This is a genomic window from Acetobacter garciniae, from assembly GCF_017377735.1.
GTDB lineage: Bacteria > Pseudomonadota > Alphaproteobacteria > Acetobacterales > Acetobacteraceae > Acetobacter > Acetobacter garciniae.
In genome coordinates this window covers 1-26190 of sequence record NZ_JAFVMH010000003.1, presented here as the reverse complement: position 1 = coordinate 26190, position 26190 = coordinate 1, and the positions used below count along the sequence as shown (strand labels likewise).

The window sequence follows — 26190 nt, the reverse complement described above, 5'->3', positions numbered from 1 at the left end:
CTAACTTTCTCTGCTTAGTATCTGCTTAACTCGCGCACGCCTAAGCTTCGCGAAAGCTCGATCAGATGCAATGAATCCACGGATCATGTGCGGTACGAGACGGGTCGGATCGACGGGCTGGCCGTTCTGGCTGACCAGCGCCGCGTAGGCGACGAGATCGCGATGGAGATCCGCCGGGAGGTCCACAGTGACACGAACCGGCTTTTCATCAGGTATTTCGGTGATACGCAACTTCGTCATCGAGGCAGTGCCTTTACGTGCCAAGGTTTCAGGATCAGGTCGCGATTCAGAATGAGGGTGAACGGCAGCCCCGGCCGGTCGGTCAGGGTGGGCTGGACGTTGAGGCTGCGGTCGATCAGGCGGTTGCCGACCATGGAGAAGCCGTTGCTGGCGCCGGAGCGGATTGCCTGCATGAGATTGTTTTCATTCCACGACGTGCCCGCCTCCGAACCCACGCTGAGCAGGGTCGTGACCAGAGCCGCCTTGAAAAGCTGACCCCAGTGATTGTTCACCTCGTCGGACAGGCCAGACTGGCCGATAGCGCCGCCGCCCGGCAGTTTTTCCAACACCAGGCTTTCGCCATCGGGAAAGATCAGCCGGGTCCAGATGATCTGGGTGCGCTGCTGCCCGAAGGCAATCCCGCTGTTATAGGCCCCGAACAGCAGGCTTCCCTGCGGGATCAGGAGATAGTGGCCGGTCGGGCTGTCATAGACGTTCTGAGTCACATGGCCGGTAATCTGGCCCGGTAGGTCGGAACTGATTTTCGTGTTTAGCGCACCCGCGATCACGGTGCCTGCCTGAAGGATATAAGGCGAAGCAGGAGGCGCGATCCGATCGGGGCTGAGCGTCGCGCGGTCAGGCTGACCCGCCAGAAAAGCGCGATTGCCAGACTGTGCGTCGGTCGCAGGGGCTGCTGGTCCCGGAGAAGTTGAGGCACCCGATACAGGCGCCGCCGCCTGTGTGCCGACACGGTCACGCTCCCCTGTCTGCACGAACAATTTGCTGGCGATTGCCGCCTCCACCTCCTGCGCTGCCCGGCGATCCTCCCCACCGGATGCGACTTTTCCCTGCTCCTCTGCTTTCAGGATAGTGTGCCCGAGATCGCCGGGCAGCGCGGGACCGAGCTTCGGGACGCCACTGCCGACATAGTCTGAGGGCAGCCCCGCCAGCCCATCGGCGGACGGACGCACATCCGTGTCCTGGCTGGCGGCCAGTGGCGCTTTGTGGCTGCTGTTCTCCAGCGCGTAGCCAAGTGCCAGACCAATGGCGAGCATCCCTCCCCCACCGAGCGCCCAGACCACAGTGCGCGACAGCCGCACGACGCGCGGCCGTTCCGCCCGCAGGCGCAGATCGGGCGGTGGTGATGGATGTGGGGGCGAGGACGTCCCGCCCTCTGCCGGTGATTGCCCGGTCATGACTTCCGTCCATCGGTTCGAACAATGCGCACCCGTTGCTCGGAATGCTTGTCGCCCAGCCGCAGTTCGGCGGCAGCGAACAGCCGGTCCACGATCATCCAGTTCTGCCGCACCCGGTAATTCACCAGTTCCGGCCCGCCATCCGCCCCCAGCACGAACAGAGGGGGCAGTTCCCCCTGCCCGATCCCTGATGGAAAGGCTATATAGACCTTATGACCGTCATCGAACGCCCGGCCAGGCAGCCAGGGCGGCGTCCCGCCTTTCACCGGCTGGATGGCATAGCGGAAATTCAGCGCGTTCAGGTCCAGCCCTGTATCCAGTGGGCTGGCATCATCGGCGGCGCTGTCCTGCCGGTGCAAGGCGATCAGGTCGTCCTCGGGGTAATCCCACGACACCGACGCCATATAGGTGGCGGGGGTGGCACGCAGTTCCGCCAGATAGGTCCGCCGGTCGGTGTTAACGATCAGGTTGGTGGTCAGGTCCGGCCGGGTCGGCTTGACCAGGATATGGATACGCTTCGTCGCCCCTGCCCCGCTTTCGGTATCACCGATGATCCAACGTACGGTGTCACCTGCCGCCACGGGTCCGGTGCCGACCAGCTTCTCGCCTGGCTGGAGCATGATGTCGGTGATTTCGCCGGGCGATGCATAGACCTGATAGAGGGCACCCGGAGAATAAGAATAGACCTGCACCGCGTTGATGAACCCGGCTCGCGTGGGCTGGATGCGCGCTGCCAGATTGGCCTGTGTCACACGCGCTGTCGGGTCGGCAGCCTCGGGGGCCGGATGGGCCGTGCGTCGCGACGGCAGCGGCTTGAGCTGCCCCGGCAGGGGAAGTGGCTGCGGGACTTCGACGACCTGTACCGGTTTCGGCGGATCCGGCAGACGTGTCGCCTGAACAGCGTCATCATAGCGGATGACCGGCGGATGGTAATGCTGCGCGCAGCCGGCCAGGGGCAGGATCAGCAGCGGCAGGACACGAAGAGCACGACGGATCATTGGCTCAGCTCCTTCGACCAGTTGATGGCAGAGACGTAGATGCCCAGAGGGTTTTTCCGAAGGTGATCCGCGTCGCGGGGTGTACGCAGAACGACCGACACAATGGCGGTCCAGCGCTCGGTGCCGGTGAAAGCGCCGTCGCGGTAATGACGCTCGGTCCAGGCGACCCGGAAGCTGCCGGGCGAGGCCCGGATCACCGAGGCGATGTCCACCTCGATCTGCTCATGCCCGATGCGCGAGAACGGATCATTCAGACGGGCATAATCGTTGAGCGTCTGCGCGCCTGACGTGGTGGTGAAATCATAGGACCGCAGCCAGTTCTGCCGGACCACAACGGGGTCCGACGACAGGGCGCGCACGTCGTGAACGAACTGCGCCAGATACCAGGCGATCTGCGGATCAGCGGGCATATAGCCCGCTGTTGCGGGGGCCACGACCTGCGCCTGCCCCAGCCGGTCCACCTGCACGACCCACGGCGTGATGGTGCCGCGCGCGGATTGCCAGACCAGCCCTACGCCAAGGCCCGCGGACTGAAACAGGGAGCCGAACGCCATCAGCCGCCAGTTACGGGCCTGGATGCGGGCGGAACCGATCCGTTCATCCCACGCCTGCGCGGCTTTCTGGTACGGGGTGACAGGCTCGGGTGTGGTCCCGTAGCGTGTGGTGGAGCGACGGAACATCGTCCTCATTCCTTTTCCGAAAGATCAATGCTGGAACTTCCGCCCCCGCCATCGGCGGAGCGGATGACATGCGCCGCCTCGGCGGCATGGGCTGCGGCATTGCGGCGCTTCATCTTTTGCGCCCAGCGGGGCGGTTCGCCGGAACCGCCACCAGAAGGACCGCCGTTTCCACCGCCATCACCTCCTCCAGCCGGGCCACCGCCTCCAGAAGGTGCCGGTCCACTATCCCCGGCTCCGCCTTCGCCGCCTTCGCCTCCCTCCCCCATCCCGCGCGCGGCCCAGCGTCCACCGGCGGCATAGCTTTCCTTGAGCGATGAACCGGCACGTGAGGCCGCCCCTTTGACGGCATTCGCGACGTTCCCGCCGACGGCCCGGCCCATACCTCCGATCCCGGCGGCCATGCTGCCCGCACCACCTGATGCGCCAGCAGCACCAGCCGAATAGGCGGAGGTGGCGGCCCCGGCGATCGCGGCCCCGCCCCGCGCGGCGGCAGCCGTGGCGCCGAGGGCTGCGGCACCACCGGATGCGACAGCCCCGACACCGGCCGCAGCAGCAGCGCCCATGGCACCCACCGCCATGCCCGTGCCGACGGCCGCGCCAGCCCCAAGCTGGGGCGCACCGGAGATCAGGCCATTGGCGATGCTGCCGCCAAAAATGGACAGGCCGACAATTGCAAGCGAGGCCAGCACCACCGAGACGGACTGCCCGATCGTGGGAACGTCACTGCCATAGGACGTCGTGAACTGGGCGAACAGAACGGACGCAATGGCGGAAATGACCGCCAGCACCATGATCTTCACGCCCGAGGAGACGACATTGCCCAGCACCTTCTCGGCAAGGAAAGCCGTGCGATTGAACAGGGCGAACGGGATCAGAATGAAACCCGCCAGCGTGGTCAGCTTGAACTCGATCAGCGCCACGAAAAGCTGCACGGCCAGAATGAAGAACGCCGCCAGCACGATCAGCCAGGACAGGCAGAGCACGAAGATCTGGATGAAGTTCGTAAAGAAGGCGACAGGACCAAGCAGATTGTGGACAGAGTCCAGGAGCGGCTGCGCCGCATCGAAGCCCGTGGATGCCAGTCGGCCGGGCCGCAGGAAGTCTCCGAGTGCCAGACTCCCACCTCCGACCTTCAGGCCGAGGGCCGCAAAACTGTCAAAGACGGTCTTCGACAGACTGGAAAAATTGCTGATCAGAAAGGAAAAGAAGCCGATATACAGCGTCTTCTTCACCAGCCGCTGGATGATGTCCTCATCCGCAGCCCAGGCCCAGAACAGGCCAGCCAGTACCATATCCAGCACCGACAGCGTACCTGCCAGCGAAATCACATTCCCCTTCACCAGACCGAAGCCGCTGTCGATGGTGGTGGTGAAGGTATTCAGGAAGGTGTCGATAACGCCCACATTGCCCATCGCCATGGCGGTCAGTTCCCGCTGCTGCCGAACATGGAGACCGAAGTCGGGCTATAGGCATTATATTGGGAAAAATGCTGATACTGAGCTTCGCTCTCGGCTTCGGTGGCAGCATTTCGCGCCCGCTCCAGCGCCGTGGCACGCCCGTTGGCGGCGAGTTCGGCCAGGATGTCGGACAACTGGCGCGACTGAAGTGCTAGAAGCTGATTGCCGGCCTGCGCCGCCTGCAGGGCACCTGTGGAATCCTGGCTGGCCGAAACAAGTTGGGTCATGGCACTGCTGTCGGAAGGAATATTCCCCACAACACGCGCCTGCAGTTTCAGAGCATCTTCAAAGCCGCCTACGGAATTCTGCCACCTTGTCTGCGCCTGGCTGAACAGGGCGCTGTCGGACATGCCCGATGAGACCGACGTATAGGACTGCTGATATTGCTGCTCGACGGACTGGACGCTGTAGGCAATGTTCTGCGCCTGCGCGAGCAGTGCCGTGGTCTGGGAAATCGTTGATTGCAACGATGACAATGTCGAAAGCGGCAGGCTCGCCAGATTACGTCCCTGATTGACCAGCATCTGTGCCTGGTTGGCCAGCGAGGTGATCTGATTATCGATCTGCTGGAGGGTCCGTGCCGCGATGAGAACATTCTGGACATGGTTGGCTCCATCATACACAGCCCATTGTGCCCGGGCCTCCGGCACGCCAATCGACAACAGGGCCGCTGCACCGCAGAAAAAGATCACCTGCCTCATGACACGTCCCCTTCCCGCAGAAGGTCCGCAGCCCATGACACGCCACGCACGTCGAACCAGGCAGACAGAAAGCCACCACGTCCGTGTTCCGCCAGCACACTGTCGATCTGCCGGTGATCGTCCTTGCCGGAGGCCGCGCACAGCGCCAGGGCAACAGGACCAAGCCCAAGTTCAAACAACCGGTTGCCCCGTTGCGTCTGGCAGTAATACTCCCGCTTCGAGGCCGCACGGGCGATGATGGCAATCTGCCGGTCGTTCAGGCCGAAGTCCCGATAAAGCGCCATGATCTGCGGCTCGATCGCCCGCTCATTGGGCAGGAAAATGCGCGTCGGACAGCTTTCCACCACCGCCGGGGCAATGCGGGAATTGGCAATATCCGACAGGGACTGCGTGGCGAAGATGACGCTGGCGTTCTTCTTGCGCAGCGTTTTCAGCCATTCCCGGAGCTGGCCGGCAAAATCGCCGTCATCCAGCACCAGCCAGCCCTCGTCGATCACCAGCAGGGTCGGCCGGCCATCCAGATGGCCCTCAATGCGATGGAACAGATAGGACAGCACGGAAGAGGCTGCGCCAGAACCGATCAGCCCCTCCGTCTCGAACACCACCACATCGGCATCGCCCAGACGCTCGACATCCGCGTCGAGCAGGCGACCATAAGGGCCACCCAGGCAGTATGGCGTCAGGGCCTGCTTCAGAGCGTTGGACTGGAGGAGTGCGACCAGACCTGAGATCGTGCGTTCATAATCGGGCGAAGACGCTAGGGAATTCAGGGCCGACCAAAGGTGAGACTTCACCTCCGGGGTCAGCGTTACCCCTTCACCGACAAGGATCTGGCCGAGCCATTCGCTGGCCCATTTCCGTTCGTCGGGATCATCAATTCGCGCCAGAGGCTGGAGCGAGACACTGCCACCCTGTTCTCCCGACAGATCAGCGTCTGTCAGCCCACCGCCGAGATCGTGCCAGTCACCGCCCATCGCCAGCGTTGCCGCCCGCATCGACCCGCCAAAATCGAAGGCGAAAATCTGCGATCCCGCATAGCGACGGAACTGCAACGCCATCAACGCCAGCAGGACAGATTTGCCCGCGCCTGTCGGTCCCGCGATCAGCATATGCCCCACATCGCCGACGTGAAGGCTGAACCGGAACGGTGTGGCACCCGCCGTCCTGCCGTAGAACAGAGGGGCTGCCCTGAAATGCCCGTCCTGCTCCGGCCCGGCCCACACGGCAGAGAGCGGAATCATATGCGCCAGATTCAGGGTCGAGACCGGGGGCTGACGCACATTGGCGTAGACATGGCCGGGCAGACTCCCCAGCCACGCTTCCACCGCGTTCAGGCTTTCCACCATGCAGGTGAAGTCGCGGCCCTGAATGATCTTTTCGACCAGACGAAGCTTTTCGTCCGCGATGGAGGCTGACCCATCCCAGACCGTGACGGTCGCGGTGATATAGGCCTGCCCGACATCGTCAGCACCAAGGGACTGCAAAGCCAGATCGGCGTCGGCCGCCTTGTTGGCGGCGTCGTTGTCCACGAGGACCGAAGCCTCATTGGTCATCACCTCCCGGACGATGGCTGCAAGGCTCTTGCGCTTTGCAAACCATTGCCGCCGGATCTTCGTCAGAACCTTGGTGGCGTCGGTCTTGTCGAGCAGGATGGCACGGGTAGACCAGCGATACGGCATCGCCAGCCGGTTCAGATCGTCCAGAATTCCGGGAAAGGTGCGGCTGGGGAAACCGGTGATCGTCAGCGTCTTGAGGAAAGCATCGCCGAGTTTCGGCTCCAGACCACCCGCCAGCGGCTGGTCCACCAGGAGCGCATCAAGATGCATCGGAATTTCCGACACTCTGACGCGCTGGTTCCGGGTTGAAATGGTCGAATGCAAATAGGTCAGGGTTTCGCCGTCATCCAGCCACGTTGCTTCGGGCATGAAACCATCGAGTAAAGCGAGAAGACGATCACTACGATCAATGAAGGAATTCAATATGCCGTGCGGATCGGGGCCGTCCCGTTCCCTGCCTTCATAGAGAAAATGCTCGGCTCGGCCCGATGATTCCGCCGGTGGCAGCCAGACCAGGGTCAGGAAATACCGGCTCTCGAAATGCGCGCCGTCGTCCTCGAACTGCTCCCGGCGCTCCAGATCGACCATCTGACTAGCCGCATCGGGAAAATCGCTGTCGGGATAAAGCGTGGCGGGAACGCGCTGCGCCTCCACGAACACCGCCCAGCCGGAGCCAAGGCGACGCAGGGCATTGTTCAACCTACCGGTCACACCGACCAGTTCCGCTGGTGTCGCACTGTCCAGATCAGGGCCACGAATTTTTGCCGTGCGCTGGAAACTGCCGTCCTTGTTCAGCACTACACCTTTCTCAACGAGCGCGGCCCAGGGCAGGAAATCAGACAGGAGGGCGGCACGACTGCGATATTCGCCAAGCGACATCATCGCCCTGCCCTCCTTAGACCCGCAACCAGGCGGGATAGCGCAGATGCCGCCGCCCCACCTCGATGAAGAAAGGATCGCGCCTGGCACCCCAGACCGCGAGCCCATGACCCACGATCCAGAATGCGGCCCCGATCAGCCACAGCCGCAGGCCAAGGGCGATCGCAGCCGCCAGCGTGCCATTAGCGATGGCGACAGCACGGGGCGCGCCACCCAGCAGGATCGGGTCGGTCAGCGAGCGATGCACCGGGACATGGAAGCCCGGCACCGCGTCATCGTCATATCCCGCCATCAGATTAGCGCTCCGCCCGAGAAGGAGAAGAACGACAGGAAGAAGCTGGACGCTGCAAAAGCGATGCTTAGTCCAAAGACAATCTGGATCAGGCGGCGGAACCCGCCGGATGTTTCCCCGAAGGCCAGGGTCAGACCCGTGACCGTGATGATGATCACCGAGATGATTTTCGCCACCGGTCCCTGCACGGATTCCAGAATCTCGTTCAGGGGCGTTTCCCACGGCATGCTGGATCCTGACGCCCATGCCGATGACGCGAAAGCAAGCGACAGCAGCATGGAGGTTCCAAACACACGCAGATCCGGCACATGCCGGTCAGGACGTGCGACAGCGCGCACCACGGCGCGCAGACGTGAAGGCGGCATCATGATGATTCTCCATTGGCAGAGAATGGTGTTTCGGGAGAAGAGAGGCTGACCGGACGGATGCGATAGGTTCCGGTCGTGGGATCGAGACCGTCAATTTCCGCCAGTTCGGACAGGCGGCGGGAATTGCCGCGCCCGGACAGGACCGCGATCACATCGATGGTTTCGGCGATCATGGCGCGCGGCACCGTGACCACCGCCTCCTGGATGAGTTGTTCCAGCCGATACAGAGCAGCCAGCACCGATCCGGCGTGCAGGGTGCCGATGCCACCCGGATGGCCGGTGCCCCATGCCTTGACCAGATCGAGGGCTTCGGCCCCGCGCACCTCACCGATGGGAATACGGTCAGGACGCAGACGTAGACCGGACCGGACAAGGTCCGAAAGGGTAATCACGCCTTCACGGGTCCGCAGGGCGATGAGATTGGGCGCCATGCATTGCAACTCGCGCGTGTCCTCGATCAGGACGACGCGATCGCCGGTTTTCGCGACCTCGGCCAGCAGGGCGTTGACCAGCGTGGTCTTGCCCGTGGATGTGCCGCCTGCGACCAGGATGTTCTTCCGTTCCGAAACAGCGCGGCGCAGAGACACCGCCAGCCCTTCTGTCATGATCCCGGCGGCGACATAGTCATCGAGGGTGAACACCGCGACGGCGGGCTTGCGGATCGCGAAACTGGGGGCCGTCACCACGGGCGGCAGCAATCCCTCGAACCGTTCGCCGGTTGGCAACTCGGCCGAGACACGGGGCGCACCCTCATGCACCTCAGCCCCGACGTGGTGTGCAACCAGACGCACGATGCGCTCGGCGTCGGCAGGTGTGATGGTTTCGCCCGTGTTGGCCATGCCCTCTGACAGCCGATCGATCCACAGCCGCCCATCGGGATTAAGCATGACCTCGACCACAGAGGGATCGGCAAGGTGCCGGGCAATCGCCGGCCCCATCGCTGTGCGCAGCATGGACACGCCGCGCACTCTGGCCCCTTCATGGATGACGGAAACCGACATGACCTTCCCCCGTATGGGCCGCACGCGACGGACGAACAGCGACGGGGATCATTAAGAAAGGCTGGAAACAGCGCGTTTCAACAAGAATTCAGAGGTCGTAGAACGGCGGCGAAACACAGGGCAAAAATACTTGCGGGGTGCGGATTTTACGCCTCCGGTTCATCCCGTGCGCCGGGGTCCAAAACATCCTCCGGGATTTCCTGCTGGAGTCTTGGCCCCTGGGCCAGCCTACGGCCGAGGGCGGCGACAAAATTATCGTAGCGCACCCCGGCCTGCGCGCGCGCCGCCTTCGCGGCCGGTTCGGGCAGCGGCGGGGTCGTGGTCAGCCAGAAACGGATGAACAGCGCTAGTGTCTCCACCGTGATGCCGATATCGCGCTCCAGCCGCGCGAGACGTCGGTCCTGCCGGTCGAGGCGCTTCGATGTAGCAGCCTCGCGGCGCTCTTCCCCGTCGGGCGAGAGGAAGGAAGCAACGGCGGCCTCGACGATCAGCGACATCGGCTGCGCGCGTCGCGCGGCATAGGCAGACAGGGTCTTCATCACATCGGGATCGAGATAGACGGAGATCTGGGCCTTCTTTTTCGGTATCGCCATGTCTGCCTCACAGTCCAAGCTCATCGCCACGGTCGAGCGACGCCTGCCGGGCGATGCCGCGCCTGAGATCGTTCATCCGGTTGTTGCGGGGCGCGATGTCGTCGAACTCATCGACCGGATCGGGCGTGAACTCGTTCTCCAACGGCTCCTTTTTCTCGACAGTGCCTTCGTCCAGTTCGGGCTGATGGCGTCGGGCGGACTGCTTCGGGTCTTCTTCCTCATCGTCCCCTGTCCGCGTTTCGGCCGCCGCATCGGGTGCCGGCGGCCTGGGCGGCAGGGGACGGCTACTCCAGTCGTCCGGGCACCCATCCTTCGGGGGCGTAGGCTTTGGCGGCGGCAGAATGCGTTCCTGGAAGCGCGCATCCTCGAAGTAACGGGCCTTCTTCGCACGGATCGGATAGAGGCCGGAGGCCATGACGATCTCATCCGCTGGCGGGAGCTGCATGACTTCTCCCGCCGTCAGCAGCGGGCGTGCCGTCTCCGAGCGCGAAACCATCAGATGGCCCAGCCAGGGCGAAAGACGGTGGCCCGCGTAGTTCTTCATCGCCTTCATCTCGGTGGCGGTCCCGAGCGCGTCGGAGACACGTTTTGCCGTCCGTTCGTCGTTGGTGGCGAAGCTCACCCGGACATGACAGTTGTCGAGGATCGAATTGTTCGGCCCGTAGGCCCGCTCGATCTGGTTGAGGGACTGGGCGATCAGGAAGCTCTTGATCCGGTAGCCCGCCATGAAGGCCAGCGCCGATTCAAAGAAATCCAGCCGCCCGAGGGCCGGGAATTCGTCGAGCATCAGCAGCACACGTCGCCGCCGCGCCGCGGCATCAAGGTCTTCCGTCAGGCGCCGGCCGATCTGGTTCAGCACCAGACGGATCAGTGGCTTGGTGCGGCTGATGTCCGATGGCGGCACGGTCAGATAGAGCGTCACCGGGCGATCACCATCAACTATGTCGGATATCCGCCATTCGCAGCGCCGCGTCACCTCCGCAACCACGGGATCGCGATAGAGGCCGAGAAAGGACATGGCGGTGGACAGCACGCCTGACCGCTCGTTGGGAGACTTGTTCAGCAATTCGCGCGCAGCCGAGGCAACGACGGGGTGCGGTCCTTTCTTCCCGAGATGGTTTGTCCGCATCATCGCTGACAGCGTTGTGGCGATCGGGCGTTTCGGGTCCGACAGAAAACTGGCGACACCGGCCAGCGTCTTGTCGGGCTCGGCGTAGAGCACATGCAGGATGGCGCCGACCAGCAGGGAGTGCGAAGTCTTCTCCCAGTGGTTGCGCTTCTCCAGACTGCCTTCCGGGTCCACGAGGATATCGGCGACGTTCTGGGCATCGCGGACTTCCCGCTCCCCACGCCGGATTTCCAGTAACGGGTTGTAGGCAGCGGAGGCCGCATTGGTGGGGTCGAACAGCACGACGCGACCGAAACGGGCACGGAATCCCGCCGTCAGTTCCCAGTTCTCGCCCTTGATGTCGTGGACGATGGCGGAACCCGGCCAGGTCAGAAGCGTAGGAATGACCATGCCGACACCCTTGCCGCTGCGGGTCGGTGCGAAGGTCAGGACATGCTCCGGCCCGTCATGCCGCAGGTAGGCCTTGCCGTACCGGCCAAGCACCACCCCATCCGGGTCAAGCAGCCCGGCCTGGGCGATTTCATCCGACCCTGCCCAGCGCGCCGATCCGTAGGTCTCGATCTTCTTTGCCTCGCGGGCGCGATGGACAGACAATGCGACGGCAGCGGCAAAGGCCAGCACGCCGCCAGATCCAGCGATCCAGGCGCCGCGTGCGAACACAGCCGGGGCATAGGCATCGAAGACATACCACCACCAGAAGAACAGCGGTGGGGCATAGACCGGCCAACGGTGAAACAGCACGAACCAGGGCCGCCCGAGTTCAGGTTGAAAGGCCAGTTCCCATGCTGTCCATTCGGTTGCAGTCCACCAGGACAGGACGATCATGGACAGGACCACCGCGACCTGTCCCCATTGAATACGTGTTCCGGGCTGTTCCATCTGCGCTCTCCGATCCATAGGAGAAACAGCGGACAGCCGTCATTTTATCGGAAGCAAGCAGCTTGTTGCCCCGATCGTGCCCGGTCGTTCAGGAGCGAAAAAATACTTGCAGGGTGCGGCAGGCTCTCGAATTCTCTCAGAATACGCGCACGATCTGCATTAAGGAGTCGAGACTTGGCAAGGCAAGTTATTCATACCCCAGCGTCTCATGCACAACAGGATGCCAAGACGGCAGTTACTAGCGGAAACGTCGAAGAAGATCAGCAGATACTTGACGGCGTGATCGACGCAATGAAAGAATTGCATGAACAACTGGGCTTTCTGAGCAACAAGTTCTTCAACCTTTAACCCGTCACCGTGTTTCGCTATTATTCCGACCACATAGCATATACAGGAAGACCGTTTTTCCTTACTCGACACAAAATTCGTGTGATCCTTGGGATTACTCAAAAAGCTCCAAGACGTATGCGCACACCGTATGTGCCGAATGTATTGCAAGCCTTGCATGACGCGGCTTGATTGTAATGTTCTGAAACTGTTCTTCCGATCTCCCATGCGCACTGCTTTTGGCATTACGCAGATGTGCAATGCCATCAACGATACCGTACAAACCTGATGCAATCCTCTTGAGGTCTTTATTATCCCAATCGGCTGGCCTCAGCCCGATCACGTCTGCTGCCGATTTCCAGAGTTCTGCAAGCGTATCAGTTGTATTATAGGCCTTTCGTTTGTGATCAAGATACGCCTTAAGCACAGCCTCAAGAACATTCCCGGCATATTGGGCTGCAGCATGCGGATCTTGTTCGATCTGCGAAAGTGCCCTCTGAATCTCGATATCAACAGATTTGAGTCCATATTTCTTGACGCTCTCATCAAGCGATAGGGTCGATACGGCACCTCCTTTAACGATATTGCCACCCCGAACATATGTCAGCCCTTCGCGTGTCAGGGTCTCGCGGATACGATCTTTTTCTGCCGCCAGCTTCGCAACATGGTCATCAGTGGAATTCAGCCAGAACGTATTCCCAGGTGACTGTTTTTCCAAAAAATCATCTAATATGGAGCCGAGAATTTTCAGCGGTTCATTGCACCTTGAATTAATCTGTCTCAGCCATGCCTGAACTTTCGTCGCCTTGCTTCCGTCTGGGATTGGCTCTGGAGCACCCGAGAATAGAAACAACGCATCTATTTCAGCCTGAGTATAACGATCAGGGAAAATCTGACTTAACAACCCAATAATGCTGGTAGGTATTTTTTCCATCACATTCACAGTGTTAATTACTTTTCCGTTTTGTTTTTAATCGAGAGAAAATGCGACCACAAATTTAACCTATATTTCCCTTTTCTGCCAGCATCTGCGCCGGGCTGGCGGCCCGCATGGCAGGATACCTATGCATGGCCCAAACGGACGAGCATTGAATTTACTGGCCTCCCCGCCCCAAATGTAGTAACGTGACTACATTATGACAGGGAGGCGATGACATGAGCATCACCACACTTTCAAGCCGCGAGTTTAACCAGGATACCAGCCGAGCCAAAAAGGCGGCAGCCGATGGACCGGTGTTCATCACCGACAGGGGCAGGACTGCCCACGTCCTCCTCAGCATTGAGGAATACCGGCGATTGACGAACCACCCACGAAAAATCGCGGACGCGCTGGCGATGCCGGGACTGGCAGATATCGAGTTCGACCCACCCCGCGCGAATATCACGCTTCGATCGGCCGATTTTTCTTGATGTTCCTGCTGGACACGAACGTCGTTTCAGAATTGAGAAAGGTCCGCGCCGGAAAGTCCGATCCGAACGTCGCGAAATGGGCCGATAGTGTCGACGCGGAAAGTCTGTACCTCTCCGCCATAACCGTCATGGAACTGGAGACCGGAATCCTGCGTATGGAGCGGCGGGACGAAACGACGGGTATGATCCTGCGGACGTGGCTGGATCGGTATGTCCTTCCGGCGTTCGAGGGGCGGATTTTACCCGTCGATGCATCGGTGGCCCTGCGCTGCGCCCGATTGCATGTGCCTAACCCCCGCTCAGAGCGTGATGCGCTCATCGCCGCGACCGCGCTGGTGCATGGCAAGACGGTCGTGACCCGCAACATCGTGGATTTCCTGCCATGCGGCGTCCCCCTGCTCAATCCGTGGGAACCTCAACCGGACTAACTTGCGCGCCACTCATAAACCAAGCCCCCGATTACGGGTAAAGCTCCAGTCAATCCCGCCATCACCGCGCGTAACCCCGGACACATGCTGGCCTCGCTGCTTCTCCAGCGATGGCGTCCACGGCACGAGCTGGAACTGAAGCCCGTCATCGATCATCGCATAGCGACCCGAGGCCAGCACCATGCGCTGACGATAGGTACCCGTGACGTAATCTCCCGATGCCGACTGGCTGAACGTCCGGCCCGTCTCGGTGGCCAGCCGCTCTCCGACTTCCTGAACCTCGCGATCCCGCAATTTCCCGATCAGGTTGCGCGCCAACACCAATCCCTGTGCGCGGCGCTCGGCAAGCCCCTGCTCGATCAACTGCTCCGTGCGCCGCTCCATCGCCTCGCGCACTTCGGCACCGAAGCCCGCCTGCCCCAATGCAACAGGATCGCGCGCCACTGCCTGCCGGTCGAGCCAGGTAGCCCCGCGCGCCATCACCTGATCCTCGATCGACAGGTCAGAACGAACAGCCAGCGCAACACGACGCTGCCCCTTCCTGTCATCGAAGGCGCGCAGTTCCACCACCGAACCCATTACACTGTCCCCCGTCGCATCGAGATCGGGAAAGCGGATATGATGCGTACGCCCGTCCACGCCGTCGATGACCGCATAGGCCGTGCCTTTCAGTTCATCGTCCAGACCACGATCAACCAGCCTGCCGATGACGGGAACATCCAGGCTTTCGCCCGCCAGCACATAACTCGACGTGCTCCGCTCGATCCCGCGCTCGGTCAGCGATCGGTGGATGCGCTTGATGATGTCGCCGCGTTCGCCCAGTTCGCGCAACGTCGCCTCGGCGGACTCATCCAGCATCCATTGCCCCTGCCCGACCTGATGGGCGAGACCAAGCCCTTCCAGCCGACGCAGACGTCCGACCTTCAATGCCCCGAACGGATCAGGCTGCCGATCCGGCGCTGGCGCCATGTCGATGATGCCGTTGCGGCCCGCATCACGGGTCAGTTGCCGGTCAAGCTGGGTCCAGTATTCGGCATCGACCTGACGTTCCAGCGCACGATGAATTTCAACATCATTGCGCAGCCCGAGTTCCTGCGTCACCAGATCCTGGGCGCGAGCACGCAGGCCCTCCTTGATATAGTCGCGGGAGATTACGAGATCGCTACCATCCTCGGCCACGCCACGCACAAGAATGTGGACATGGGGGTGCTGGGTGTTCCAGTGGTCCACCCCCACCCAGTCCAGCTTCGTGCCGAGGTCTTTTTCCATCTGCCCGACCAGTTCGCGGGCGTAACCCTTGAGGTCAGCCATATCGGGGGCATCTTCAGGCGAGACGATGAAACGGAAATGGTGACGGTCGTCCTCGCAGCGTTCGGCGAACGCCTTCGGGTCGGCATCGTCGATGCCGGGGCCGAAGAGCCGCGCCTTCTCGCCATCCTTCGTCACCCCGTCCCGGCGCAGGTAGCGAAGATGGGCGGCGAGTGGCGCCTTGCGCCCACTGTGGCGTACGACACGGGCCTTAACGGTCACGCGACGGGCACGGCTGGTCAGTAGGCGGTTGGCCCTGGCTGCCGCGACACGGCCACGCCCGAAGGACGAACGGGAACCGCCGCCGCTGCGGCCCGATCGGAACCCGCCACCTCCGGCGCGCTGGGCCGAAGCGAGGGCCTGGGCGACGAAGGGCTTGAGCCGCTGGGCGCGCGGCGAGCGGATACGACCCAGACGGGGCTGGAAGTCATTCTCGCGCGCCATCGGACCCTCCAATGTGCGAAAAAGCCCGGAGCAACAGGGCAAAACAGGGTCGGCAAACATTGCCGAAGAAGAGGAAACATTGCTGGGAGAACGAAAAAATGCAGGAAAACCAACACCCCAACCGAGGCGCAATGTGCGCCCTTTTATCTCGCCTCTCATTCCCCATGCCCCAAAGTGCCTGTTCCACCCTACCAGCACCCAATCCGCGATGCTGGTGCCTGCTCCAATGGCCGTGCGCGAACCACTGCAAACCGGCAAGGGAAAGGATGCGTGAACGCGTATTCATGGCGTTGCCACCGATGCGGAAGAAGCGACAAAAAGCCCATCGGAAAGCGGCCTGACAGGTGCAAGACCATGCGCGATGATGTCACTTCGAACATCCTTCGACGGCAGCTTCATTGCAACCGGAACGCCTTTCCTCGCGTCGTCCGATTGCATGACGAAAATCGGTGCACGGGTCCAGAACAGCGGATCAGGATGCGAAACCGGCAGCAACGATTCAGCACCGCCCTGACCGATCAGGGACAGCAATCCGGCGACATAGGCGCGCGTTTCGGGTGGCAGCGGACGTTGCCGATCACGGTAGTCCTCATAGCGCCCCGGCCCGGCGTTATAGGCTGCCAGGAAACCCGGCAAGCCGTAACGATCGTGCATCTCGCGCAGGAACGCAGCGCCCGCGAGGATGTTGTCATGCACATCGAACGGATCGCTTCCCAGCCCGTAACGGGTACGAAGGTCGCTCCAGGTCGCGGGCATGATCTGCATGAGGCCGAGCGCGCCTTTCGATGAAATCGCGCCAATATCACCACCGCTCTCAGCGCTCATGACGGCCCGTATCCATGTGGCGGGAATGTTGAAGCGCTGCACGGCTTCAGCGATCACGGCAGCATAAGGATCGGTGTCAGCGGGCGCTGGAACCGATGCTGCCCGTGACGGATCGATGACGCCCGATACACCGATTGCAATGACACCAACAGCGAGGAAAACCGTGCGTCGCATGGTCTCATTCCCCGCGTTCGACACGCCGTGACGGACGCGTCCAGTTCAGCACCCAGACCGCACGCTCCCCACCGGCACGGAAGAGATTGGCACGGATCGGCTGTGCAAAGGCGGGGTCGTCGAGGGCTACGGCGATGTATTCACCAGCCCTCTCGCCGGTGCGTTTCCAGCCAGCACCAACCTCCGGGCCATCGGCATCGGTGAGATGGATGCGGTAATCCGGGGCATGTTCGGCGTCGGAAAACTCGGCCGGAACGAGAAGGATATCCTGCGCCACGGTGAGGGTGCGGATGCGCCCGGCAAAACCGGTTTTCGTGCGCGTGAAAAGACCGATCTGTGCCATTTCATTGCCCTTTCGGGGACGGATTGAAGGTCACGGTGACAGGCTGCCTGCTCCCGGACAGAAGCCAGACCGGGGTGGCGCGACCGATGACGGTGGACAGGGGCAACAGGCCAAAATACCGACCGTCGAGACTGCGTGGCTCGGCCGGGTTCATGACGAAGAGCTGGTCTGGAGCGAGGTGCTGGCACCCCTGCCAGACGGGCAATGGACGGCCCCGGTGATCGAGGGATTGCGCATCGCCTGCGAATTTTCCGTCGATGGTGACGCGCTGCCCGGTACGGCACACGGACTGCCCCGCGACAGCCGCTACGGGCTTGAGCAGGGGAACAGCGAGAGGAAGGTAACCGCGCGTTGCAAGCAGCCTCGCCTCGCGCTCGGGCAGGCGGACAGCGACCAGATCACCGACATGCGGCGCGGGAACCGGGTGCAATCGGTAGAGCCCGACGGGCACGCTCGCCGTCTCGTTCCAGATCAGGCGTGGCGCAGGATGAACGACCATCGACGCGCCAACACCGAGCACGGCGAAATAGGTCGCAAAGAACCAGCCACGCCGGGTCATGACATCACCTGCCGCCGCTTGAGCCATGCTGAATGCTGCTCGCGCGTATAGGCACGCGGCTCATGTCCGGCCGTGATGCGATGGTGCAGATGCCGCCAGTATTCGGGCGCCGCATCCGCCGGATCGAGACCCAGCGCCTCAATGGCGTCGACCACCCGAAGCACATGTTCGACCCGTGGCCAGCTATCGACACGCAGGAGGATTTCGCCGCCGGGACGCACGAACGGCAAAGTCTGGAACACTTCGCCAGCCCTGACCGCGCGCACGATATCCAGCCGGGAGACGGTGATACCGAGGTCATTGGACGCCCAGCGCACAAAGGCGAAAACACTTCCTGGCGCAAAACTGGAAATGCGACGGCGGTCATCAAGTATCTGCTCGTCGCTGCAATGCCCGAAGCGCAGCCAGTGTTCGATGCGCCTGTCGATCCAGGTCAGTTCGACATGCGTCAGTGCCGCCGGATGCCGATGGGAGATGGGAGGATGCCGGGTCATGGCCCGTCTCCCGGCCCCGTGAAGGGGGCAATGGACGGGCAAGAGGGGTTATCCGCAGAACGGCGCTTCCCATCAACATAAGAGTTAGAGTCTAAGTTAGATAAGTTAAGGGCCGGAATCGCCGTTTCAGGCCAAAGACTTAGCTGGGGTTTGTGCGTGTGAAGTCCCGATAGTCCTGCGTGTGATGTCCCGATAGTGGATGCGTGTGATGTCCTGATACTATTCACATAATTATCCACAGGATGTGTGGATAAGTCGGTTGGCAGGATGCGCAACAACTCGCGCACGCCGGCACGCTCAATGCTCAGGCGATAGCCTGGCAAGGGCTGGCTGGCGGCGGCACGCCGGATCTGGATGGCAAAGTCCGAGGGACGCATCAGGCTGCCGGATTTCTGGTGCAGATGCCCGATCTCGAAAGTCCAGCCGGTAGGTTGGCGACCCGCGTGTTTGCGGGCCACGCGGTAAAGCCAGCGCTCGATGCCGCCCGTCAGCCGGAAATAGGCCGGGTCGATGGCCAGCACCAGCGACCGGTCGATCACGCCACGATAGAGCCATTCCGGAATGACGATCTCGACACCAGCGGCGCGACCGTTGCGGCTGGCGCAGATTTCCCACTCGGTAATCCAGGAAAACTGCTGCCGTCGCCAGTTCTGGCCGTGGCGGATCGTGGTGGCGACCACGGTGGACTGGAGCCGGGCAAGTGCCGCCCTGAGGAGCCCATAATCCCGCGCCCCGGTCTGTCGGCCAATACCGGTGAGCAACTGGTAGGGGGTGAAGCGCAGGAAGCGTGACGTTGTAAGGCCGAGATTTTCCGCCTCGACAATCTGGCTGGCAGCCCAGATCAGCACGTCAGCGTCCCAGATCGTCGCCATGCCGTGCTCGGGCATCCCGAACACCTCGACGCGCGTGTCCCCTGCCGCGTAGAGGATTGGCGTCGTGCGCTTCGTTTTGGACAGCGAGAAAAACGGTCGCTCCATCAGATCGCGCTGGTCGCGCGGGCTGATCTCGCCACTGGCGACAACGAACGGCAGGAGCCTGCTGCGCTCGCTGGCCGTGAGGGTATGACGGGCCTGCATGTCCATCCTCCCCTCACCGGCGATCAAGGCCGGCGGAGCGGGCCTCGTCATAATTCGGATCAGACGTGGACCGGCAGGCGCTGGCGGCAGCCCAGGCGTCGAGGTCGTCGATCAGGTAGACGACACGACCGCCAAGCTTGCGGAAGGTCGGGCCACTGCCATGGCAGCGGTATTTCTCCAGCGTGCGGGGAGAAAGGCCAAGAATCTGCGCGGCCTGATGTGTGCGCAGGTAGCGCGCCGGTGACGGCGCGTGTCTGTCGAGCATGGTATACCTCCATCTGGTCTCGAAGCGCCGCGGGGATGGTGCGGCGGATCGGGATGACGGTGGCGGAGAAAGCGGGCGTTGGGGGTGGACGAAGATTTTTCGAGGTCAGTGTCCACCCCCGCGCGTCGGAGCGTATGCAGGAGGTGCCGGGCGGAGCCGGACGTGAAGCAGCGTGAGGAAAATGGGGGAAAGCAGCGGGAAGGAGCGAAAACCGGCTATGTTATCGCCCGCGTAAAAAATCCAGATAGCCGCCGCTGACCCGGTTCCGGGCGTCAAGAAGCAGGCGCTCCGCATGGCGACGCGCCGCCGTGTTGCGCCATTCGACCGCCGGTAAAGCGGCCTGCCATGAACGATTGACCGCGATGGCGATATCACGGGTGGTGCCGCCCGCTTCGTGAATATCGAAGGCGAGCAGGAGCTGCATCTGCCGCGCGCGCTGCAGCGGCGTGAGTTGAAGAGCGCGCGGAAGCAGGCCAACGCGCTGACCGCGCTGCCTGCGAAAGAAACGCAGCGCCACGTCGAGACGCAGTTCGGCGGCGTCATCCATCGGCAGAAGCACAGCGGGGCGACCGATGGCCAGCGGGTTCAGAAGCCGGAGGTAAAGATCGCCCGTCGCATCGCCGATCACCAGCCACGTGTCGTCTTCCGCATCATGACGGGCCAGGATGGTTCCGAGCACCGCCGGATTGATCGGGGTCACAATGGCGAAATCCGGTGGCGCGGGTGTGAGGATCAGCGTGGCCGGTGAAACCTCGGGCCGCCAGACCATGCGCCCCTGAGGAGCGGGCTTATCGGGCGCATGGACAAAAACAGAGCCCCCAGCGTTGGGCGAACGCCGCGCACTCGGCAGCGGAATCCACGCCCCGGCGGCCAAGCCGCCGTTGCAGACGGGCATAATCGCGGCGATAGGTGGTGTTACGGCGGAGAAATTCGACGGCGAAACCGGAGCGGTCCAGACGGCTGATATGGTCGCGCAGTTCCGGTGAACGCCAGAAGGATGTGGGCATACGGGCCTCCCTGTCTGTCCCCCATGCGGCAAAAGGGGGAGATTCCATCAGCCAGATCGGAAACGGGAGTGCATAGACCCTGATTTCTTATCAGGGAGAGAAGCGCAGGGCCGATGCGCGAGCCGGGGCGAAGCCCGGCTATTGCAGGCGCGGTTGCAACAGATGCTGGAAACCGGCTTCGGTCATCCAGCGCGCCCGTGCCAGATGCCTGTCATGAACAGCCTTCGCACGCACCGGTTCACGAACCGGATCAATTTCGAACAGCACGGCAACGACTTCGCGCCAGTCCGCCCCTTCTTCTTCCGCAACCAGAAGGCGCAGGTAGAGCCCGAGATGCGCTTCGTCGTAGGCGTTCACCCGTACGGTGAGAGGGGGATGGTCGAGGAAAGACGGGTCGGTCATGGCGGCTCCTCATGATACCGCTGCCAGATCGGTTCGATAACAAAGATCGGGATTGCTGACCGGCCTGGCTCGCACGCCCCGCCAGAAATCAGCGCACGCAAGGGGAAAAGAACGACATGAACGGAGCGGATCAGGAGAAATCCGCTCAGCCACGTCCCCGACCCTGCCGCGTCTGGATATCGGAAGTCTCGTTTAGAAACATGACGCCGCGTCCCTGTCCGGACTCGATGAACAGAATGCCCGCCGCTTCCAGCGCGCGACGGACCTGATCGATTGTGCCCTCATGAACGCCCAGACCGCGTTCGGATTCAAGGCGCTTGAGCGCGGTCAATGCTACGAGGGCCTTTTCAGCGAGCCTTTCCTGTGTCCAGTTCAGAAGTGCCCGTGCCGCCCTTACCTGTCGGCCAGTGATCATCCGCGATCACATCCGACACGCAAGGCCTGCACACCAGAAATACGACTATAATAGTCGCATTGTGAATATTCAACGTCGTTCTTTCCGGACGATAGGAAAAAGGAATCGGCGTCCACGCACCATTCAGGCGGCTCCAGTCCTGTCGGACAAGACCGTCGGGCTGACCAGAAAAAAGCCCCCGTCAGGCGGGGGGCTCGGCATCGCGTCGGGCAAGCGCTTCTTTGAGTTCGCGCTCGATCTGCCGGCGCTCGCGCCGGCTGAGGTGAAAGCTGGTCAGTTCGGCGCACAGCATCTGGATGTGGTCGTATAGCGTGGTCATCGTCCTGCTCCTTTCGTTTCTCGAAGACAGGACGCACGGCTCATGCCGGGGCGGACCGGGTCAAGGATCGCCGCAGGCGACCGGCTCGCCGGCGCGTGGGGGAGCCGATTTTGTTCGGCGTGCCCGGCACGGGTGCGTCGGGCAAAATTGGGGGGACCACGCGTCCTTGACGCGGTTCGCCCTCGCGCATGGTACAATGGGAAGGCTAAGGGAAAGCCTCGTGTTCCTCCTGCGTCCCACGTGGGGCGACCAGGATTGCCACCCACACCCCGGAAAAGCACGTGGAAAAAAAGACCCGGAAGGCCCCGCCCGGGGAGACCGGGCGGGGTTGGGTGTGGGAGGGTCAGTCCCCGTTCCGGCTGCGGGGCCGGGTCCAGATCAGGGAGTAGCCCTCGCCGTCCTCGTCGGTGAACAGGTTTGCGAAGATCGGGGCGGCGAAAGAGGGATCATCCAGCTTCAGGCTCAGATAGGTGCGCCCTTCGCTGGAGCGGCGGGTCCAGGCCGCACCGAGTTCAATCCTGCCCAGATAGACGCGGTAGTTGGGGGCGTTGTCGTTGGGACGGTTGGTTTCGGCCACCAGCCGGACGTTGCGGGCCTGCAGGGCCAGGGTGACGATTTCGCCTTCGAAGCCTTCGCCCACCTTCTTGAAGGAACCGATGTTAGCCATTGTCGTGTCTCCATGCTGTTATCGGGCCGCGACCACCGTGGCCTCGATGGCGATCGACCAGCCGGAGGCGAGCGGCAGAGCACCCTTCAGGGCCGCAGCGCAGCGGAGGACGGCAGGGCCGGAACTTTCTTGTCTCGCGAGGAATGACGGCGCAGCCGTCAGGGGAAGAAAGTTCCGGAACGCCGTTGCGGCCAGCCGATCGAGGCGCAGCCGGTCTTCGGCTAGATCAGCCATCCAACAGAGGCCATGGTGTGCGGACCCGACAGCCCCCCAGGAGAGACGATGCCGGCATGACCGGTCCGACAGGTGGGGAACGTGCGACACAGAAGAATATCGCGCTCGCCCGGTGCGACCGTCTTCCATGCTGGTGACACGGGCTGCGGCCTGACACCCGCCCCCGACTGCCACGTCCCTGCTGCGAACGGTTCGGGCCGCATCCTACGGACCCGTCGTTCCAACGAAGGCCTGCCAGCCGGTTGCCCGCTGGACGATCCCTCCTTCGCCGCTGCTGTTTCGACCTGTTCACCGCCGAGGAAGGGGGCCACCGCCTCCCTCATCCATCGTCCCCGCAGTTGGAATGGGGCGAAAGGTCACGCCCCGCACCCGTTCTCTCCGGGTGGGGCCTCCCGGCGCGCGGGCAGTCCCGTTTGCTTCAACCGGAAGCGCGGGCAACGGGGAGCCCGACGGATACTTCTGATCGATCGACGCTCAGCGAAAAATCGTAAGCAGCGATCATCGTTTTCGGGATGTAGTCGAAAGAGACAATGGCGCTTACGCGCCACTATCCTTGCGAAACCTCCAGACCGGGATGCCTATCTGTTTCGCCTTGTCGGCCAGATTATCCTGAATACCGGAACCCGGAAACACCATGACCCCGATGGGCAGGACTTTCAGCAGGGCGTCGTTGCGCCGGAACGGGGCGGCCTTGCCGTGCCGGTTCCAGTCAGGTTTGAAGGCAATCTGCGCGACATCACGATGATCGGCCCAGCGGGAAGCGATGAATTCCGCTCCCTTGGGCGAGCCACCATGCAGCAACACCATATCGGGGTGCTTCTCCCGCACCTTGTCGAGACGGTTCCAGATCAGGTGATGGTCCTCGTAGTCGAGCCCGCCGGTGACCGCGACCTTCGGTCCGGGGGGCACGAGCAATTCGGTTTCGGCCTTGCGGCGGGCGTTGAGGAAATCGCGGCTGTCGATCATCGACGCCGTCAGGGTGCTGCGGCTGACCAGCGAACCGGAACGTGGCCGCCAGGGCGACATCGTCAGGCGTTCGAACTGGTCGCAGGCCAGGTCGCGGAAGATCTCGTAAGCATTGCGTCGCTCCAGCAGGGTCAGGCCCTCGGCGATGAGGCGCTCCAGTTCCACCGAGCGGATCTCGCTGCCATCCTGCTCCTGCTGGCTGCGTTTCTGCGCCACCTCGTTGCGGTCAAGATCACGCTCTACCTGCCCGACCATGCGGTGAAAGACGTTGACCGTGGACCAGAGCAACGGTTCGAGATCGGGTTCCAGCCGCGTGTCCGTCAGAGTGGCTGACAGGGCGTCGAAGATATCGGCAACCGCGCCCTCGATCTGGCTGGCGTCGGGCAGCGGCCTCGCGTCCGGCTCGTCCTCAAACGGACGGTGGCCGTAAAGCTGAAGTTCCGTCAGCACATGGGCGGTGGAAGAGGTAGCGTGGGCGGGTTCGAAATCGTCCTGTGTGCGGGTCATGGGTCTGTCCTCCGGTTCTGGCCGCGCCCCTCGCGGCCTTTCCGGGGGCGGATAGCGGCAGACGAGGGCCGGGCCGGAACCGCGCAACGCGCGGCCGGAACGCAGTGGAGGATGGCAGGGAGACGGCTATTTTGCTTCGCGATGCAAAGCGCGGCACGCGCGGCGGAAAATAGCCGTCTCCGCCATTGCAGGCCCGGTCTGGCTGACGCCCGCTCCCCTTCCTGAAAGGCCGCGGGCGCGCCCCATCAGGAAATGGGACAGCCCCCGCACGGCAGGAAACGACGATGACCCTCCTCCCTTTCCCGGCCCGCCTCAGTGCGTGACCGGATGCAGGAACCGCACCACGTCCTGCGGGGCAAGCTGGGGATGCAGGATCGCCCGCATCGCCCCACGCCCGAGATAGCGGAGATCATCGTTGAAATCTGCCAGACGCGGTGACAGCACAAGGCATTCGATCCCGGCCTCCTGCGTCCGGGCCTGCAGGGTCATCACCGCATGATCCCCGGCCGGATCATCATCGCGCAGCACGTAGAGGCGGCGCAACGTGAACGGAAACATCAGGGCGGCGAGATGCGCCGAGGACAGGCAGGCGGCCAGTGGCAGAGCGGGCATGATCTCATGGAGCGACAGCGCCGTCTCGATCCCCTCGCCCGCGGCCAGAACGTCGGACACCATGCCAAAGCGTACGGCGTGGCCGAGCAGGTCACCCATCGCCCGACGGGGCATGGCGACGGGGGCCTTGCCTTTTCCGTCCCGCGCCAGCCAGGTACGATGAATACCGGTGACGCGGCCATTCAGATCGGTGACAGCGGCGATCAGCGCGGGCCATGTCTCAGTCGGACTATCGGCATCGACGCGATAGTAGCAATCCGAGTGGAAACGCAGGGACGACAGGTCCGTCAGGCGGGTCAGGTCACGATGCCGCAGCCAGGTTTCCGCCCGTGTGCCCGCAATCGGGCGGGACATGGACCAGAGCCGACGTGCGGCGTCTGCGGTGCCAGATGCCTGCCCCGAAGTATCGTGGCTGAACGCATGGGAACGGCCGCGATCAGGGGCCGATCGTGGCTCGGACTGCGGCAGACAGAGAAAGCGCCGGGCCTCGTCGGCGACATCACGAAAATCCAGCAGCCCGAGGCTTTCACGGATGATGTCGAGCAGATCGCCATGCTGTCCCGTCGCGCCATCCGTCCATTTCCCCGCGCGACCACGCCCGTCCGGTCCACCATGCAGGCGGACATAGAGCGACCGCCCCGGGGTGTTATGAACATCCCCGACCAGCCAGTAATTGCCGTGCCGTCGCCCGGCCGAGAGGTAATGGCGACAGACCGCCTCGGCGTTCTCGGCCAGCCTGCGGGCCAGATCGCCAGCACCCCATGATTGCGTATCTGTCATCTCACCCTCCCTGCAGGCTTGATGCCGCCATGATTCCCCCGTAACGGCAGAGGCAACGGGCACAGGCCCGAATGCAAAAGGATAGTTTCATGAAGATTGCCGATCTGGTCGATCATATCGCCACCACCACCGACACGAGCAAGACCGATACCCGCAAGGTGCTGGACGCCCTGATCGAGGCGATGACCACTGCCGCCAAGGCCGGTGATGAAATCACCCTGCCAAACTTCGGCAAGTTCAAGGTCAGGGAAGTCGCCGCCCGCGAAGGCCGCAACCCGGCCACGGGAGCGACCATCCAGATCGCGGCCTCGCGCAAGCTGGCCTTCACGCCCGCCAAGGCGCTCAAGGACAACCTGAACGACTGACCTGCCGACAGGCAAAAGGCGGCGGACCTCGTCCGCCGCCCCTTCCCCATCATGCCACTTTCTGATGATGGGCGCGTTCATCCGACCTTCTCCATCAGCTTGCGTGCCCTGCCCTCCAGATCCAGTCGTGTGTCCTGGTTGGTCTTCGTACGGGCCAACGCCGTAATTCCCTGTACGAAATCGAACACGCTCTCGGGCTTGCGTCCCTCCTCGTTCAGCACTGTTTCGATGATCCTGGTGGTTTCCGGTTTGGAGAACCCACGACGACGCAGGAAGGTTTCCCGATCTTCGTCGGTTTTTGCCACCAGCGCTCGA

The 26190-nt window shown here is 62.6% G+C and carries 33 protein-coding genes and 1 pseudogene; 4 read left to right on the top strand and 30 right to left on the bottom strand.

The genetic code is table 11. The annotated features are described in order from the left end of the window. The 12 genes from J2D77_RS07790 to J2D77_RS07735 all read right to left on the bottom strand — a co-directional run bounded on the left by J2D77_RS07790 (window position 1) and on the right by J2D77_RS07735 (window position 11948). Window positions 1–240, bottom strand: a complete 240-nt coding sequence (locus J2D77_RS07790; RefSeq protein WP_078527195.1) for a DUF2274 domain-containing protein — start codon at window positions 238–240, stop codon at window positions 1–3. Continuing rightward, on the bottom strand, window positions 237–1415 hold the full coding sequence (locus tag J2D77_RS07785; RefSeq protein ID WP_078527193.1) for a TrbI/VirB10 family protein: 1179 nt from the start codon (window positions 1413–1415) through the stop codon (window positions 237–239). Before J2D77_RS07785 ends, J2D77_RS07790 begins: the two co-directional genes overlap by 4 nt. Further along, window positions 1412–2413 carry a P-type conjugative transfer protein TrbG gene (gene trbG, locus J2D77_RS07780; protein WP_207845737.1) on the bottom strand — a complete coding sequence of 334 codons (1002 nt, stop codon included), beginning with the start codon at window positions 2411–2413 and terminating at the stop codon, window positions 1412–1414. The genes J2D77_RS07785 and trbG overlap by 4 nt, the downstream gene beginning before the upstream one ends. After that, window positions 2410–3093 (bottom strand): conjugal transfer protein TrbF, encoded by a 684-nt coding sequence (gene trbF, locus J2D77_RS07775; protein ID WP_207845736.1) that lies wholly within the window; start codon window positions 3091–3093, stop codon window positions 2410–2412. Before trbF ends, trbG begins: the two co-directional genes overlap by 4 nt. Window positions 3094–3098: 5 nt before the next feature. Further along, a complete protein-coding gene (trbL, locus tag J2D77_RS07770) occupies window positions 3099–4511 on the bottom strand; it encodes a P-type conjugative transfer protein TrbL (RefSeq protein WP_078527189.1) in 1413 nt (470 codons plus the stop codon). A 5-nt stretch (window positions 4512–4516) separates the two neighbouring features. Beyond that, a complete protein-coding gene (gene trbJ / locus J2D77_RS07765) occupies window positions 4517–5251 on the bottom strand; it encodes a P-type conjugative transfer protein TrbJ (RefSeq protein ID WP_078527187.1) in 735 nt (244 codons plus the stop codon). Continuing rightward, window positions 5248–7689, bottom strand: a complete 2442-nt coding sequence (trbE, locus tag J2D77_RS07760) for a conjugal transfer protein TrbE (protein ID WP_207845735.1) — start codon at window positions 7687–7689, stop codon at window positions 5248–5250. Before trbE ends, trbJ begins: the two co-directional genes overlap by 4 nt. A gap of 13 nt (window positions 7690–7702) precedes the next feature. Further along, window positions 7703–7978, bottom strand: coding sequence for a VirB3 family type IV secretion system protein (locus J2D77_RS07755; RefSeq protein WP_078527183.1), 276 nt, complete (start codon window positions 7976–7978; stop codon window positions 7703–7705). Then, window positions 7978–8346, bottom strand: coding sequence for a TrbC/VirB2 family protein (locus J2D77_RS07750; protein ID WP_078527181.1), 369 nt, complete (start codon window positions 8344–8346; stop codon window positions 7978–7980). The genes J2D77_RS07755 and J2D77_RS07750 overlap by 1 nt, the downstream gene beginning before the upstream one ends. After that, window positions 8343–9299 carry a P-type conjugative transfer ATPase TrbB gene (gene trbB, locus J2D77_RS07745; RefSeq protein ID WP_078528175.1) on the bottom strand — a complete coding sequence of 319 codons (957 nt, stop codon included), beginning with the start codon at window positions 9297–9299 and terminating at the stop codon, window positions 8343–8345. Before trbB ends, J2D77_RS07750 begins: the two co-directional genes overlap by 4 nt. A gap of 194 nt (window positions 9300–9493) precedes the next feature. Beyond that, entirely contained in the window at window positions 9494–9940 is a 447-nt protein-coding gene (locus tag J2D77_RS07740; RefSeq protein ID WP_023979799.1) for a hypothetical protein, read from the bottom strand. 7 nt (window positions 9941–9947) lie between these two features. Beyond that, entirely contained in the window at window positions 9948–11948 is a 2001-nt protein-coding gene (locus J2D77_RS07735) for a conjugal transfer protein TraG (protein WP_078527179.1), read from the bottom strand. Between the two features lie 174 nt (window positions 11949–12122). On the opposite strand from J2D77_RS07735, the gene J2D77_RS07730 reads away from it, so the two are divergent. Continuing rightward, a complete protein-coding gene (locus J2D77_RS07730) occupies window positions 12123–12296 on the top strand; it encodes a hypothetical protein (RefSeq protein ID WP_165399215.1) in 174 nt (57 codons plus the stop codon). 94 nt (window positions 12297–12390) lie between these two features. Here J2D77_RS07730 and J2D77_RS07725 read toward each other — a convergent pair whose 3' ends face one another. Next, window positions 12391–13209: an abortive infection family protein gene (locus J2D77_RS07725; protein WP_078527177.1), complete on the bottom strand. Its 819-nt coding sequence runs from the start codon at window positions 13207–13209 to the stop codon at window positions 12391–12393. Window positions 13210–13430: 221 nt separating this feature from the next. Here J2D77_RS07725 and J2D77_RS07720 point away from each other — a divergent pair, with 221 nt between their 5' ends. Both J2D77_RS07720 and J2D77_RS07715 read left to right on the top strand, forming a co-directional pair. Continuing rightward, window positions 13431–13685, top strand: coding sequence for a type II toxin-antitoxin system Phd/YefM family antitoxin (locus J2D77_RS07720; protein ID WP_078527175.1), 255 nt, complete (start codon window positions 13431–13433; stop codon window positions 13683–13685). Further along, the gene (locus J2D77_RS07715) at window positions 13685–14113 is read left to right on the top strand and encodes a type II toxin-antitoxin system VapC family toxin (protein ID WP_078527173.1); all 429 of its coding nucleotides are present in this window, start codon (window positions 13685–13687) and stop codon (window positions 14111–14113) included. Before J2D77_RS07720 ends, J2D77_RS07715 begins: the two co-directional genes overlap by 1 nt. Window positions 14114–14125: 12 nt before the next feature. Here the strand turns inward: J2D77_RS07715 and J2D77_RS07710 are convergent, their stop codons facing one another. From J2D77_RS07710 to J2D77_RS07635, 16 genes are all read right to left on the bottom strand, one after another. Then, window positions 14126–15865, bottom strand: coding sequence for a relaxase/mobilization nuclease domain-containing protein (locus J2D77_RS07710; RefSeq protein ID WP_078527171.1), 1740 nt, complete (start codon window positions 15863–15865; stop codon window positions 14126–14128). Window positions 15866–16147: 282 nt separating this feature from the next. Beyond that, window positions 16148–16864, bottom strand: coding sequence for a lytic transglycosylase domain-containing protein (locus tag J2D77_RS07705; RefSeq protein WP_078527169.1), 717 nt, complete (start codon window positions 16862–16864; stop codon window positions 16148–16150). Window positions 16865–16868: 4 nt separating this feature from the next. Continuing rightward, entirely contained in the window at window positions 16869–17207 is a 339-nt protein-coding gene (locus tag J2D77_RS07700; RefSeq protein ID WP_039733991.1) for a DUF736 domain-containing protein, read from the bottom strand. 1 nt (window position 17208) lies between these two features. Beyond that, on the bottom strand, window positions 17209–17766 hold the full coding sequence (locus J2D77_RS07695) for a S26 family signal peptidase (RefSeq protein ID WP_078527167.1): 558 nt from the start codon (window positions 17764–17766) through the stop codon (window positions 17209–17211). Continuing rightward, the gene (locus J2D77_RS07690) at window positions 17763–18260 is read right to left on the bottom strand and encodes a DUF2840 domain-containing protein (protein ID WP_078527165.1); all 498 of its coding nucleotides are present in this window, start codon (window positions 18258–18260) and stop codon (window positions 17763–17765) included. Before J2D77_RS07690 ends, J2D77_RS07695 begins: the two co-directional genes overlap by 4 nt. Beyond that, window positions 18257–19336: a replication initiator protein A gene (locus tag J2D77_RS07685; protein ID WP_078528172.1), complete on the bottom strand. Its 1080-nt coding sequence runs from the start codon at window positions 19334–19336 to the stop codon at window positions 18257–18259. Before J2D77_RS07685 ends, J2D77_RS07690 begins: the two co-directional genes overlap by 4 nt. A gap of 13 nt (window positions 19337–19349) precedes the next feature. After that, a complete protein-coding gene (locus J2D77_RS07680) occupies window positions 19350–19601 on the bottom strand; it encodes a helix-turn-helix transcriptional regulator (RefSeq protein WP_078527163.1) in 252 nt (83 codons plus the stop codon). Between the two features lie 220 nt (window positions 19602–19821). After that, window positions 19822–20370, bottom strand: coding sequence for a DUF2285 domain-containing protein (locus tag J2D77_RS07675; protein WP_230975644.1), 549 nt, complete (start codon window positions 20368–20370; stop codon window positions 19822–19824). Between the two features lie 19 nt (window positions 20371–20389). Further along, window positions 20390–20608 (bottom strand): transcriptional regulator domain-containing protein, encoded by a 219-nt coding sequence (locus tag J2D77_RS07670; RefSeq protein ID WP_078527161.1) that lies wholly within the window; start codon window positions 20606–20608, stop codon window positions 20390–20392. A 138-nt stretch (window positions 20609–20746) separates the two neighbouring features. Further along, window positions 20747–21010 carry a DUF2285 domain-containing protein gene (locus J2D77_RS07665; RefSeq protein ID WP_078527159.1) on the bottom strand — a complete coding sequence of 88 codons (264 nt, stop codon included), beginning with the start codon at window positions 21008–21010 and terminating at the stop codon, window positions 20747–20749. A gap of 145 nt (window positions 21011–21155) precedes the next feature. Beyond that, on the bottom strand, window positions 21156–21341 hold the full coding sequence (locus tag J2D77_RS07660; protein WP_456304736.1) for an XRE family transcriptional regulator: 186 nt from the start codon (window positions 21339–21341) through the stop codon (window positions 21156–21158). 265 nt (window positions 21342–21606) lie between these two features. Continuing rightward, complete coding sequence (locus J2D77_RS07655) at window positions 21607–21744, bottom strand: hypothetical protein (protein WP_167370233.1); 138 nt, start codon at window positions 21742–21744, stop codon at window positions 21607–21609. A gap of 343 nt (window positions 21745–22087) precedes the next feature. Beyond that, window positions 22088–22411 (bottom strand): DUF736 domain-containing protein, encoded by a 324-nt coding sequence (locus tag J2D77_RS07650; RefSeq protein WP_007396851.1) that lies wholly within the window; start codon window positions 22409–22411, stop codon window positions 22088–22090. Window positions 22412–22429: 18 nt separating this feature from the next. After that, on the bottom strand, window positions 22430–22645 hold the full coding sequence (locus J2D77_RS07645) for a hypothetical protein (protein WP_078527155.1): 216 nt from the start codon (window positions 22643–22645) through the stop codon (window positions 22430–22432). Window positions 22646–23182: 537 nt separating this feature from the next. After that, entirely contained in the window at window positions 23183–24118 is a 936-nt protein-coding gene (locus tag J2D77_RS07640) for a DUF2493 domain-containing protein (protein ID WP_078527153.1), read from the bottom strand. A 312-nt stretch (window positions 24119–24430) separates the two neighbouring features. Continuing rightward, window positions 24431–25510 (bottom strand): DUF7146 domain-containing protein, encoded by a 1080-nt coding sequence (locus tag J2D77_RS07635; protein ID WP_078527151.1) that lies wholly within the window; start codon window positions 25508–25510, stop codon window positions 24431–24433. Window positions 25511–25599: 89 nt separating this feature from the next. Here J2D77_RS07635 and J2D77_RS07630 point away from each other — a divergent pair, with 89 nt between their 5' ends. Next, complete coding sequence (locus J2D77_RS07630) at window positions 25600–25875, top strand: HU family DNA-binding protein (RefSeq protein WP_078527149.1); 276 nt, start codon at window positions 25600–25602, stop codon at window positions 25873–25875. A gap of 77 nt (window positions 25876–25952) precedes the next feature. Here the strand turns inward: J2D77_RS07630 and J2D77_RS07625 are convergent. Next, window positions 25953–26190: pseudogene (locus J2D77_RS07625) on the bottom strand (DUF932 domain-containing protein); the annotation flags it as partial.